General features: G+C 49.7%; 10 protein-coding genes, 1 tRNA gene and 2 rRNA genes. 9 read left to right on the forward strand and 4 right to left on the reverse strand.

Annotated features, from left to right (window positions below; all coding sequences use genetic code 11):
• Window positions 1–25 precede the first annotated feature (25 nt).
• Both ACHZA1_RS09375 and rrf read left to right on the forward strand, forming a co-directional pair.
• Window positions 26–2,903, forward strand: a 23S ribosomal RNA gene (locus ACHZA1_RS09375).
• Between the two features lie 163 nt (window positions 2,904–3,066).
• Window positions 3,067–3,178, forward strand: a 5S ribosomal RNA gene (gene rrf / locus ACHZA1_RS09380).
• Between the two features lie 91 nt (window positions 3,179–3,269).
• Here the strand turns inward: rrf and ACHZA1_RS09385 are convergent.
• The 3 genes from ACHZA1_RS09385 to ACHZA1_RS09395 all read right to left on the reverse strand — a co-directional run bounded on the left by ACHZA1_RS09385 (window position 3,270) and on the right by ACHZA1_RS09395 (window position 5,918).
• Window positions 3,270–3,605, reverse strand: coding sequence for a hypothetical protein (locus ACHZA1_RS09385; protein ID WP_320051616.1), 336 nt, complete (start codon window positions 3,603–3,605; stop codon window positions 3,270–3,272).
• A gap of 182 nt (window positions 3,606–3,787) precedes the next feature.
• On the reverse strand, window positions 3,788–5,329 hold the full coding sequence (locus ACHZA1_RS09390; RefSeq protein ID WP_320051617.1) for a M28 family peptidase: 1,542 nt from the start codon (window positions 5,327–5,329) through the stop codon (window positions 3,788–3,790).
• 516 nt (window positions 5,330–5,845) lie between these two features.
• Window positions 5,846–5,918, reverse strand: a tRNA-Met gene (locus tag ACHZA1_RS09395).
• A 175-nt stretch (window positions 5,919–6,093) separates the two neighbouring features.
• Here ACHZA1_RS09395 and ACHZA1_RS09400 point away from each other — a divergent pair.
• From ACHZA1_RS09400 to ACHZA1_RS09430, 7 genes are all read left to right on the forward strand, one after another.
• On the forward strand, window positions 6,094–6,477 hold the full coding sequence (locus ACHZA1_RS09400) for a desulfoferrodoxin family protein (RefSeq protein ID WP_320051618.1): 384 nt from the start codon (window positions 6,094–6,096) through the stop codon (window positions 6,475–6,477).
• 303 nt (window positions 6,478–6,780) lie between these two features.
• Complete coding sequence (locus tag ACHZA1_RS09405) at window positions 6,781–7,644, forward strand: peptidoglycan DD-metalloendopeptidase family protein (protein ID WP_320051619.1); 864 nt, start codon at window positions 6,781–6,783, stop codon at window positions 7,642–7,644.
• A 5-nt stretch (window positions 7,645–7,649) separates the two neighbouring features.
• A complete protein-coding gene (locus tag ACHZA1_RS09410; RefSeq protein WP_320054904.1) occupies window positions 7,650–8,798 on the forward strand; it encodes a 1-deoxy-D-xylulose-5-phosphate reductoisomerase in 1,149 nt (382 codons plus the stop codon).
• A gap of 3 nt (window positions 8,799–8,801) precedes the next feature.
• Window positions 8,802–10,115: an RIP metalloprotease RseP gene (rseP, locus tag ACHZA1_RS09415; RefSeq protein ID WP_320051620.1), complete on the forward strand. Its 1,314-nt coding sequence runs from the start codon at window positions 8,802–8,804 to the stop codon at window positions 10,113–10,115.
• 320 nt (window positions 10,116–10,435) lie between these two features.
• The gene (locus ACHZA1_RS09420) at window positions 10,436–11,440 is read left to right on the forward strand and encodes a DUF4837 family protein (RefSeq protein WP_320051621.1); all 1,005 of its coding nucleotides are present in this window, start codon (window positions 10,436–10,438) and stop codon (window positions 11,438–11,440) included.
• Complete coding sequence (locus ACHZA1_RS09425; protein ID WP_320051622.1) at window positions 11,424–11,804, forward strand: hypothetical protein; 381 nt, start codon at window positions 11,424–11,426, stop codon at window positions 11,802–11,804. Before ACHZA1_RS09420 ends, ACHZA1_RS09425 begins: the two co-directional genes overlap by 17 nt.
• 100 nt (window positions 11,805–11,904) lie before the next feature.
• Window positions 11,905–12,411: a cupin domain-containing protein gene (locus ACHZA1_RS09430; protein WP_320051623.1), complete on the forward strand. Its 507-nt coding sequence runs from the start codon at window positions 11,905–11,907 to the stop codon at window positions 12,409–12,411.
• A 2-nt stretch (window positions 12,412–12,413) separates the two neighbouring features.
• Here the strand turns inward: ACHZA1_RS09430 and ACHZA1_RS09435 are convergent, their stop codons facing one another.
• Window positions 12,414–12,953, reverse strand: coding sequence for a cysteine hydrolase family protein (locus ACHZA1_RS09435; RefSeq protein WP_320051624.1), 540 nt, complete (start codon window positions 12,951–12,953; stop codon window positions 12,414–12,416).
• Window positions 12,954–13,058: the final 105 nt, after the last annotated feature.

Raw genomic sequence — 13,058 nt, forward strand, 5'->3', positions numbered from 1 at the left:
AGTTGATCTCCGGCGGGTGCGCGGAAAGGAGTAAGAAAAGGGCGCACGGGGGATGCCTTGGGTCCTATAGGCGACGAAGGGCGTGGCAAGCTGCGAAAAGCCGCGGGGATCGGCAAGCACGAATCGATCCGCGGATACCCGAATGGGGCAACCCACCTGGCTGAAGGCCAGGTATCCGGAGCAATCCGGAGGCGAACGGGGAGAACTGAAACATCTAAGTACCCCCAGGAGAAGAAAACAATAGTGATTCCCCGAGTAGCGGCGAGCGAAAGGGGATTAGCCCAAACCCATCCGGTTACGGCCGGGTGGGGGTTGTAGGGCCTCCATTACCAACCACGAGCGAAGCTGAAGCCGCTGGAAAGCGGTGCCATAGCGGGTGACAGCCCCGTAGGCGTAGGCGAGTGGGCGGGGGAGGAACCCTGAGTAGGGCGGGGCACGAGAAACCCCGTCTGAATCTGGCAGGACCATCTGCCAAGGCTAAATACTCATAGGACACCGATAGTGAACCAGTACCGTGAGGGAAAGGTGAAAAGTACCCCGAATAGGGGGGTGAAAAAGACCCTGAAACCGTGCGCCTACAAGCGGTCGGAGCCCTTTAGTGGGGTGACGGCGTGCCTTTTGCATAATGAGCCTACGAGTTGCTCCTGTCCGGCAAGGTTAAGTGCGGTTACGTACGGAGCCGAAGCGAAAGCGAGCCTGAATAGGGCGAATAAGTCGGACGGGGCAGACGCGAAACCTTGCGATCTACCCATGGCCAGGATGAAGTTCCGGTAATACGGAATGGAGGTCCGAACCAATAAGCGTTGAAAAGCTTCTGGATGAGCTGTGGGTAGGGGTGAAAGGCTAATCAAGCTGGGAAATAGCTCGTACTCCCCGAAATGCCTTTAGGGGCAGCCTTGGACTTACCACCATGGAGGTAGAGCTACCGATTGGATGCGAGGGCCTCACCGCCTATCAAATCCTGACGAACTCCGAATGCCGTGGTGCGATATCCAGGAGTGAGCCGGCGGGTGCTAATGTCCGTCGACGAGAGGGAAAGAACCCTGACCGCCAGCTAAGGCCCCCAAGAGGCGGCTAAGTTGATGAAACGATGTGCGGCTGCAGCGACAGCTAGGATGTTAGCTTGGAAGCAGCTATTCATTTAAAGAGTGCGTAACAGCTCACTAGTCGAGCGGCTGCGCGTGGATAATAATCGGGCATCAAGCCGTCCGCCGAAGCTGCGGATAAGAAATTATGGTAGGGGAGCATTCCACCGGCGGTGAAGCTGGGCCGTAAGGTCTGGTGGAGCTGGTGGAAAAGCAAATGTAGGCATGAGTAACGACAAGGCGGGTGCGAAACCCGCCCACCGATAGACCAAGGTTTCCTGATCAACGCTAATCGGATCAGGGTAAGGCGGGGCCTAAGGCTAACCCGAAGGGGGATGCCGATGGACAGACGGTTAATATTCCGTCCCTGGCCAGCGCTGCGATGGGGCGACGAAGGAGTGAAAGGACCGCCCGGCGACGGAATGCCGGGTTGAAGGGTGTAGGTATAGGGTGTAGGTTAATAGCCGGATCCTGCCGAACCTGATAGTACCGCGAGCCCACGGGCAAGCGGATAGCGTCCCTAATCCGACTTCCAAGAAAACCCCCTAAGCATCAGGCGCTGGGCACCCGTACCGCAAACCGACACAGGTGGTCAAGGAGAGAATCCTGAGGTGCTCGAGTGAATCACGGCTAAGGAACTCGGCAAACTAGCCCCGTAACTTCGGGATAAGGGGCCCCCACGGTGACGTGGGGCGCAGCGAAGAGGTCCAGGCGACTGTTTACCAAAAACACAGGGCTCTGCGAAACCGAAAGGTGAAGTATAGGGCCTGACACCTGCCCGGTGCCGGAAGGTTAAGAGGAGAGGTCATCGTAAGAGAAGCTTTGAATCGAAGCCCCGGTAAACGGCGGCCGTAACTATAACGGTCCTAAGGTAGCGAAATTCCTTGTCGGGTAAGTTCCGACCTGCACGAATGGTGTAACGATCTGGACGCTGTCTCAGCCGTGAGCTCGGTGAAATTGTAGTATCGGTGAAGATGCCGATTACCCGCAACGGGACGGAAAGACCCCGTGCACCTTCACTGCAGCTTAGCGCTGGTTCTGGGGTGGCGATGTGTAGGATAGGCTGGAGGCTGTGAAGGCGGTACGCTAGTATCGTTGGAGCCGACGTTGAAATACAGCCCTTCGCCACTTCGGGGCCTAATCCCTGATAGGGAGACACCGCTTGGCGGGTAGTTTGACTGGGGTGGTCGCCTCCAAAAGAGTAACGGAGGCTTCCCAAGGTGCCCTCAGCGCGAATGGCAACCGCGCGTGGAGTGCAATGGCACAAGGGCGCTTGACTGTGAGGCCGACAAGCCGAGCAGGTGCGAAAGCAGGGCATAGTGATCCGGTGGTTCCGCATGGGAGGGCCATCGCTCAAAGGATAAAAGGTACGCCGGGGATAACAGGCTGATCGCCGCCAAGAGCTCACATCGACGCGGCGGTTTGGCACCTCGATGTCGGCTCGTCACATCCTGGGGCTGGAGAAGGTCCCAAGGGTTCGGCTGTTCGCCGATTAAAGTGGCACGCGAGCTGGGTTCAGAACGTCGTGAGACAGTTCGGTCCCTATCTGTTGCGGGCGTAGGAAGTTTGAGGGGGTCTGACCCTAGTACGAGAGGACCGGGTTGGACGAGCCTCCGGTGTACCAGTTGTTCCGCCAGGAGCACCGCTGGGTAGCCGCGCTCGGTTGGGATAAGCGCTGAAAGCATCTAAGCGCGAAGCCTGCCTCAAGATGAGACTTCCCTTAAGGGCCGTGGGAGACTACCACGTTGATAGGCCGCAGGTGTACGCGCAGCAATGCGCTTAGCCGAGCGGTACTAATTGCCCGAACGAGCTCCGAGAGGGCCGCGCCCTTAGCGGGCAGACGCCGCTTCGTCCGAAGAATGTCAAAATCTAAAAGATATAAGATTTTAGACGCTAGATATTAGACGCTATATGAGGATTGAATGGCATATGCTATGAAGTCTAAGATCTAGGTGCTAAATACTAGGATCTAAAAGAAGACTTAGGTGGCTAGGCGGCGGGGCTCCACCCCTTCCCATTCCGAACAGGGCCGTTAAGCCCGCCAGCGCCGATGGTACTGCTACACCAAGCGGGAGAGTAGGTGGCCGCCAAACCTATAGAGCCCCCGACCGAAAGGTCGGGGGCTTTTTTTATGCCCTTACGGAAGGGGTTGTAAGCTGAGTATGGGAATTCGAAAAGCAGCGGTCAGCTTTCGTTGCGAGCGCATAGGACAAGATCCAGGATGGTGCGCTTCAGCTGGCTATCGATGTTTTTCTCAATATCGGTTTCTGTGACTTGGTACTCGTACCTCGACTTGGGAGGATTGGGTATGTAGTCGTAGGTATCCTTAATGATGTGGGGATTAAACTTAATGGTAAGGTGATCGGGGAAGAGCACTATGCTGCTGAAAAAAATGCTCGAATTCCCTTTCGAGATCCAGACTTCAAAGGAAGAATCGGTATCCTTTGTTATAAGGCATGGCTTTACAAGGTTTTTCTCGTAGTTTCTTATCTCGTAGTAGAGGTTGGAAAGCTTGTTCATGGCTAAATTTTTATACCATTAGAACAGGCTATATTGCGATAGTGTTTATGGGGTGGTATTAATTTGTGTTATGTTGTTTCAGATATGTTGATGTTCTTCTAACCAGCACTTCGATCAGTAATGTATACCTCGCTGATAATTCTACAGGCGAATCGTCGGAACTATAAGACTAAAGTAATGGTTTACTGATTGGCTAACTTCCAAACGGTGTAGAAGGTGAAGTTCGTAATACGTTCGAGCCGTGGATAGTTAATCTTGCTGGCTTCATCGGCAGGGGTATGGTAGTCGGCATGCTCGCCGGTGGTGATAACGATGGCTGGTATTCCTGCCTTTACGAAGTTATCATGGTCGGAACCATGCGTCCATAGCTCGAGCTCCCTTTCAGAAATAGTATTGTTGATGTTTAACTTGGCGATCTTGGCGCTTTGACTTAGGCATTGCCCGAACTTGCTGCTCGGGTTGCCTAGTGTAAGCGGATAGGCGTACATATCTGAGTCGAAATGGGTCCCGTTGGATCGCCCGATCATATCGAGGTTTACTACTGCTACGGTTTTGGATAGGGGAAAGATGGGGTTGTTAACCATGAAGTCGGACCCAAATAGTCCGAGCTCCTCGCCGGTAAAGGCTACCAGGATGATCGTTCGGTTGGGAACGTAACCTTTGCTTTTGGCTGATTCGAGTAGGCGGGCGACTTCGAGGATTGCTGATGTTCCTGAGGCATTGTCGTCGGCACCATTGCAGATGCTGTCTGTTGGGGTGCTCGTGCTATTCTTGAGCGTACCTATATGGTCGTAGTGGGCGCATACGATTATCGCTTCGTTCTTTTTCTTGGTTCCCTCGAATACTCCGACTACATTTTCGGTTTGAATCTTTTTGAGCTTATCGGCGGCACAGCTGCCGCTAATCACCAATGTTTTTCCTACGGATGCTTTATTTACCTGGGGGTAGCCTTCGAGGTCGTCTTTGCTGAAGAGCTTTTTGAGGAAGATTTCGTCGGTGAGCAGGATGCTAATGCCTGGGTGCTTGGCCAGAAATGGAAGAACTTTATGGTAGTATATGTTTTCTTTTGCTAGCACAGGATCGTTCATGGGGGTGTAGAAAAGGGTGTCGCCGTCCTTATTGGTCTTCTGCATGAGCGACGCCGAAAAAATGAGCCTGCTACGGTTAAACTCTACGACTTTCTGGGAGGGGAGAACCAGGAGAAAGGTTCTTTTGGCGTCCTTACTTTCGGTGTAGGCGCGGCTTAGCTTGCTTAGGCCATCATCAATAGATTCGGCGGCTAGTACGGGCGCATAGCTGGTGCTATCGGGTTGGCTGCCGTTGGCGCCAAAGTAAGGGGTTACTGAGGTGTTGGCAATGCCGCTTTCCGAGAGGAGCATGATGTCGCTGAATAGGTAAACCTTCTTCGATGAACCTTTAATGCTAATGGCTGCCTCTTTAAAGCTGATGGGGGCTGTGTACAGGGCGAAGGGTTGGTAGAAGGGGGTGGCGCTGGTAGGGCTGATGGGGGTAAGCCCTGCCTCCTTGAACTTGCCGGCAATGAAGGCTGCTGCAATCTCCTGCCCTTGGCTGCTGGTTCTGCGGCCTTTGAGGCTGTCGGATGCCAAAAAGTATACGTACTTCTTTAAGCTGTCGGATGATGCCTTAAAGGTAGGAAGAAAGTCCTGCGCGCGGCTGGCGCTGGCAATGCTAACGAGTAGGATAGGGTATAGAAGCTTCTTCATTTCGGCCGTTGTGTAGGTGGTAAAATATGTGCGGGGTTGCCTATTAGCGGCTAACCTGTTGGTAAATGTAGGAGATTATTCGTGCAGTTGTTCTCGGGAGAAGAGGTAAATGCCTCCGCATTGGTAAAATTTGGTTGTAACAGCAGCTCCGATGGCTTTGGGGCTGGGGTGTAGGTGCTGTTGTGCGAGGTGAAGCTGTGTGTGGGTAGAATGCAGTAGCGAGTGCGAGGAACGCGGGAGCAATTGGGTAAAACGCAGTAGTAAGTGCGGGGAATGTAGTAGCGAGTGGGTAAAACGCAAGAGTAAGTGCAAGGAATGTAGTATCGATTACGTGAAAGAAATGCGCGAGTACGAGGAATGTTTTTGCAAGCTGCTGGAATGCGGATGTAATAATTGGGTTTACAAGGGTAATGGCTATTCGGAGGTTTCGCTGATTGGCAAATGGGGATGGATGCTAGATTTTAAAGGGTATTATAATAAAAAAAGACCCTCAGGAATTCCTGAAGGTCTTTGTAGTAGCGGGAACAGGACTCGAACCTGTGACCTTTGGGTTATGAGCCCAACGAGCTGCCAACTGCTCCATCCCGCAATGTTATATCTTAAACTTGATAGTTGTCTGTTTTTCTCAATTGCTCTGCAAAGGTAACTCCTTTTTCCGATTCTGCAAGGGTTTCCGAAAAATATAGCAGTTATTTTGCGGATGGTTCCTATATCAATTTGGAAACTATGCTGTAAATTCGTGGGGTAAAAAACAAAAATGCCTTATGCCACTAGTATTTAAACCTGTTGATATCAGCAACGAGGAGAAGGAATGCCGCAAGGACTACTTCGACCGCCATACCCCATTTATTATCTGCGCGCGCGAGGCGAAGCGCAACGAGAAGCTGAAGGTTAAGGTAACCTTGGGCGATCAGTACGTGCATCCCGACGACTACGACCACTACATTAGCACCATCCAGCTCTGGAACCGGGAAACCTTGCTGGCGCAGGTGCACTTTATGCCGGGGGCAATGGGTAACCAGCCAGGCCATGTGGAGGTCGATTTCTATATCGTTCCGAAGATGGCGCTGAACCTTACCGCGATGGCTGTATGCACCAAGCACGGCCTTTGGGAGAGCGAAACCGTTGATGTTGCTGTAACCGATTAGCCGAAGCTGCTAAGGTGCAGGTAGGGGGAGGGGGCATATTATAAAGTAGAAATGTTGATTTCTGCGAGCAAACCCACCCCCTGCCCCTCCTCGGGAGGGGATAATGTGCCCTGATTATACATTTCCGTAGTAATACTATCCTTCGCTGACGGCTATGCCTGATAGAACCAAGACAGATTCGTAGCGAGCTAAGAAAACAGCTGCAAGCCTATATTCTAAAAGTGAAATCCCAGCCCTATTTGTCTTTTTGCGAGATGGTAAGCTTAAATCTTATATATTTGTGGTCGTCAACATAACCCTACAATGGCCGAGAGCAAAAAGAAGAAGCTGATCTCCAAGCTGCACCATAAGTACCGTCTTAGCATCTACAACGACTCCAACCTCGAGGAGGTTTGGTTCCTTCGCCTTTCGCGAATGAACGTACTGGTAGTCTTTGGTTCGCTAATCATCCTGATCATTTTTGCGGTAACCATCCTCATCTCGTTTACGCCTCTGCGCGAGTTTATCCCGGGGTATCCGGATAAGAACACCCGGCGGACGATTGTTGCCAATGCGCTTAAGGTAGACTCGCTGGAGCGGGAGCTGAGCATGTGGCAGCGGCATCTCGACAATGTGAACCGAGTTCTTTCGGGGCGGCCAACCGAGGTTATCGAAAGCAGGCCCGACACCACCAAAAAGTACAAGGATCTGAATGTTGGGCGTTCGGAGGAGGATTCGAAGTTCAGGGCCGAGGTGGAGGCTGCTGAGAAGTATAAGCTGGGCGTTTTCGACAAGGCCAAGAAGCCACAGGGAATATCTGGGGTACGATTCTACACGCCGGTAAAGGGGAAGGTTACTAAGCCTTTCAACAGCCAAACCGGGCAGATGGGGGTTGTGCTGTCGGTGGCTCCCAACGAGCTGGTGCTGGCAGCGCTCGAGGGAACTGTGGTTAGCGCAGGCTGGAGCATGGAGTTTGGCTATAGCGTGGTTATTCAGCATAGCAATAATCTGATATCAGTATATAGGTACAATTCGCAGGCGATTAAGAAGGTCGGCGAAAAGGTTAGGGCCGGAGAGGCTATTGCTGTAGTGGGAACGCGGAAGGAGCAGAAGAATACGGCTGAACTGCTATTCGAGCTTTGGTACAACGGGGTACCGATTAACCCACAGCAGTACGTTATTTTTTAGATATGATTAAGAAAAGGATTGCAATACTTGGCTCTACAGGCTCAATAGGCACGCAAGCCCTAGAGGTGATAGAGGCAAATCCAGACCTCTTTGAGGTAGAGGTTTTAACGGCAAACAATAGCGTGGAGCTGCTCATCGAGCAGGCTATTAAATATCAGCCCAACGCCGTTGTTATTGGCAACGAGGCGAAGTACAAAATGGTTGTCGATGCGTTGGGCAGCCATCCGATTAAGGTGTACGCCGGCGCTAAGGCTATAGAGCAGGTGGTGGAGATGGAAACCATTGATGTTGTACTGACGGCGATGGTTGGATACTCCGGCTTGCTGCCAACCATCAACGCCATCAAATCGAATAAGGTAATTGCCCTTGCCAACAAAGAAACCTTGGTGGTGGCTGGGGAGCTGATTAAGGCTCTTTCGAGGGAGTATAGGGCACCCATAATCCCAGTTGATTCGGAGCATTCTGCCATCTTCCAATGCTTGGTTGGCGAGATGAACTCTATCGATAAGGTGATACTTACCGCATCGGGGGGGCCATTCCTTCATACCGATATTGATACGCTGAAAACGGTTACCTGTGCCGATGCCCTTAAGCATCCGAACTGGAGCATGGGGGCAAAAATTACCATCGATTCGGCTTCGATGATGAACAAGGGATTTGAGGTGATTGAGGCTAAGTGGCTTTTCGATGTAACGCCCGATCAGATTGACGTGGTGATCCATCCGCAGTCGATCATCCACTCGATGGTACAGTTCGAGGACTCGTCGATTAAGGCGCAGATGGGGCTACCCGATATGAAGCTGCCCATTCAGTATGCCTTTACCTTCCCCGAGAGGGTGAAAACGGACTTTAAGCGCCTAAGCTTTAAGGACTATAGCACGCTAACCTTCCTGGAGCCTGATACGACAAAATTCCGCAATCTTGCCTTTGCCTTCGAGGCCATGCGCAAGGGTGGAAACATGCCATGCATCCTAAATGCCGCCAACGAGGTGGTGGTTGATGCATTCCTAAAGGGTAGGATAGGATTCCTAGAGATGTCAGACATCATCGAGAAGGTGATGTGCAGGGCATCCTTCATAAACAAACCAACGCTAGCCGACTACTGCGAAACCGATGCCGCAGTAAGGCAGCTTACAACATCGCTAATTCGATAAAAAATGGAAATACTAGTTAGGGTAGCCCAGCTACTTCTGAGCCTTTCGATTCTGGTGCTGCTCCACGAGGGGGGGCACTTCCTATTTGCAAAGCTATTCAAGACTCGCGTAGAGAAGTTCTACCTCTTCTTTGACCCCTGGTTTTCGCTGTTTAAGTTTAAGAAGGGGGAAACCGAGTATGGAGTAGGCTGGCTTCCTCTTGGCGGCTACGTTAAGATTGCCGGGATGATGGACGAGAGCATGGACAAGGAGCAGCTAAAGGAGCCCGCTCAGCCATGGGAGTTTCGTGCAAAGCCATCGTGGCAGCGCCTGTTGATCATGATTGGTGGGGTGTTGGTAAACTTTGTACTAGCCCTGTTTATCTATATAGCCGTTCTGTACACCTGGGGCGAGGAGTACATTGCCAACAAGGATGTTACCTACGGTATTCAGGCTGATAGCTTGGCGCAGCGCATCGGATTCTGCAACGGCGATAAGATTATCTCGCTGGATGGGAAACCACTCGAAAATATTGCAACGCTGCAGGGCGATATCATCTTTAATGAGGTAAAGAACGTAAAGGTAGAGCGTGATGGCAAGCAGGTTAATGTTGCCATAAACAAGAAATTTGTTCCTGAGATCCTGAAGGCAAAAGGGATGTTCGGTCCACGTGCAAAGTATATTGTGGAGGATGTTGCTAAGGATATGCCCGCTAAAGCTGCCGGTGTAAAGGCTGGCGATAGGCTTATTAAGGTGGATACGGTAAGCATGACCTTTGTTGACGAGTATCGAACTTACTTCTCGAAGCATAAGAATAAGAAGGTTGCCTTAACCATTGTTAGAGGTAAGGATACCGTTAACTTTAGCGTTGCACCCAATAACGATGGGCTGATTGGCACTGCGCTTAGCCTTAACCAGTTTAAGTTTAGTAAGATTGAGTACGGCTTTTGGGCATCGATTCCTGCCGGAATTGGCCATGGCTTCGATAAGACGGTGAACTACGTGAAGCAGCTGAAGCTGATCTTCTCGCCCGAAACAAAGGCATACGAGTCGTTGGGTGGCTTTATAGCCATTGGCAAGTTCTTCCCTGGTACGTGGGACTGGTACCTGTTCTGGAACATGACCGCATTCCTCTCCATCATCCTTGCCGTAATGAACATACTTCCAATACCCGCATTGGACGGAGGACATGTGATGTTTCTGCTTTACGAAATAGTTACGCGCCGTAAGCCTAGCGAAAAGTTTATGGAGTATGCCCAGATTGTGGGGATGGTCATCCTGTTTGCCCTGCTTATCTTTGCCAACGGTAACGATATAGTTAAGCTGTTTAAGCACTAGATGAGATTCTTTCGAGGATAAGAGTTATCCTCACGTCGGAAAGAGTTATCCACGCGTCAGTAAGAGTTATCTACGCGTCGGAAAGAGTTATCCTCACGACAGTAAGAGTTATCCCTCGAAGGAAAAGAGTTACCCTTCGAGGGATAACTCTTTTTGTTGAGAGGGTAGGTCATTTCCCTTAAAGGTTATCCGCTATCCTAGCAGCTATAGCGATAGGATTGCCTCAGCCAGCGTAGCTGTAGGGTTGATAAGGCAATAAAATCTCCCTACCTTGCCTATGCCGAACCGCATTGGGTACGGTTCTCTACTTAACGCCATATATGAAACCGCTACGAGCTGTTCTGTTTCTGCTACTCCCGCTTGCTGTGCTGACAGGATGCAAGGATGCCAAAAGAGGAGGGGCAACGCTTCCTAATCCGGCTGGTGCAGCTTGCGATGTGCTGGTTGTTCTTAGCGAAGAAAGCTGGAAGGGGGAGCTTGGAGAAGCCTATCGCGAGGCGTTAACCGAGCCTTACCCCTATCTTCCACAGATAGAGCCTTACTTTCACGTATTGCATGTAAGTAGGGATGTGTTTGTTGCTGCGGCTCAAAAGTTCCGTAATCTTGTTATCACTAAAATAGACCCAAGACTTGCAAGACCTCGGTTGGTTATTCAGGCTGATGTCTATGCGATGTCTCAGGTTGTGGTAGCTGTAGAAGCACCCACTGTAGAAGTTGCAGCAAGCTATGTAAAGGAGAATGCGGAGAGGCTTAGGACGATTTTTGATCAAACCGAGAAGGATCGGTATGCCCAGGTTGTAAAATCGAAGGCAGATGCTGGGCTTACGGTTGCTGTTCGAGATAAGTTTGGGTTTGACATCTATTTCCCGGCAGGCTATCAGCTGCGTACCAGCAAGACCAACTTTATATGGATTTCGTTGGAGACCAACCTGTCGAGTCAGGGATTGCTGATTTTTACCAGCAAGTACGAAGGAGAGGCGGACTTTACTGTGGAGAACCTATGCTTTGTGACCGATTGGTATACAAAGCAGCATGTTCCAGGTCCAAGTGATGGGAGCTACATGGTAACAGGTAAGGCTGTTGCACCAAAAGTAGAAAAGCTCATATATAAGGGTCGAACATGGTACCGTATGCGAGGTTTTTGGGATGTGAAAAATGATTTTATGGGAGGACCTTTTATTAGTTACTCTACGTATTGGAAAGAGAAGAACGAAGTTCTAACTATACGAGCCTACGTTTATTCGCCTAAGAAGGATAAGCGTAAAACGCTGCTGCAAACAGAGACTCTCATATTTAACATCAACATAGATGGAAAGAAGTCCTAAGAAGAACAGTGCTTTTGATAGAATTGTAACGAGGGAGCAAATGGAGGATGCGCTGCTTCGGGAGGAGATAATTGCGGATGTTGCTAGGCAGCTGGAGAAAGATTTTGGGATGTGGGGGATGTCCATCGCGTATAGCAACGATATTCCTCAAGCCTACGAGGAACTTTACATTCAAGTGTACAACCATATTGTAGCGCTTGGGATTAACGATGTCAGCCGTTTAAAGAATCTGCTTTATCAAATTGATATTAATGTATTAGGTGTTTTGCAGAGGAAGGAGGATTGTAACGTGGAGGAGGAACTCGCACATACGATAATTGAGCGTGAGCTGCAAAAGGTACTGTTAAGAAGGTTTTACAAGTAAGTATTAAACTTAAGGAGATTGCTATTACAGCAACCTCCTTTTTTAATTTTACGTTTCAGGAAAGGCATCGTAATTTTGTGTGGATATAAAAAGCGTAACCATGACAGCTGCAAAAGATATTATTCGGCAACTACAACTTATTCCTCATCCCGAGGGAGGCTACTATCGGGAAATGTACCGTTCGACGGATAGAATTGCAGAGGAATGCCTTCATCATCGCTTTTGCGGAGGTAGCCGTTCGGTAAGCACCGCAATCTACTTCATGATGGAGACAGGAAACTTCTCTGCCTTTCATCGCATTAAATCGGATGAGCTTTGGCACCACTACGAGGGTGTTGGTTTAGAAATAGTGGTTATCCATCCCAAAGGAACACTTGAGATTCTTAAGTTGGGAAAGAATTTAGAGAAGGGCGAGCAACCCTTGCAGGTAGTACCCGAAGGATGCTGGTTTGCCTCACGTGTGGTAGATGATGGATTTGCTTTAGTGGGTTGCACGGTAGCTCCAGGCTTCGACTTCACAGATTTTGAACTTGCTGATAGGTCAAGGCTCATAAAGGCTTTCCCCGAGCATGAAAAAATAATTGTTGAGCTGACCCGATTACCTTAAGGCTACATTTCTACAATTACTTCATCAAATGGTTTCACCTTTAGCCTATGAGCGGTAGGAGAAAGTTCGCTCCATATCCAGTTGTGATGCATGATAACGGTTTGGGCATCAAGATGAGGACGGTTACCAGTTGTATGTCCATCTTCGATAACTGTAATTTTATAATTTCGTCCTAGTGCAGATCTAACGGTAGTATCAACACAGAAATCGGTAGCACAACCGGTTATTATCAGTTCGGTAATACCTTTTGCTTCTAAAATATCTTGCAGATTGCTATTGTAGAATGCATCGTTGGCTGTTTTACCAACTACAATATCGGATGATTTTTGGATGAGCGATGGAAGTATTTCCCAGTCGGGGGTATTGGGGAGGAGGTAGTCTTGGCTGGTACCATCGTGCTGGATGAAGATAACAGGCCATTCTAATTCTCGAAACTTTTTTGAAAGGGCATTTATTCTGCTAATTACACCATGGGCATCGAATCTTGGTGTCGATGGGGTAAACAGCCCTATCTGCATGTCAATAATCAGTAGTGCTTTCATGTGAAAATAATTGTTTCTTAATGGTCACATGTAACTCGCATGACAGATTTTCATCTACCTTGGTAAATCTGTAGATTCATGCTCGTTTCATAATTATGTCGCTTT

The organism is uncultured Acetobacteroides sp. (genome assembly GCF_963667355.2).
Classification (GTDB): Bacteria; Bacteroidota; Bacteroidia; order Bacteroidales; family ZOR0009; genus Acetobacteroides.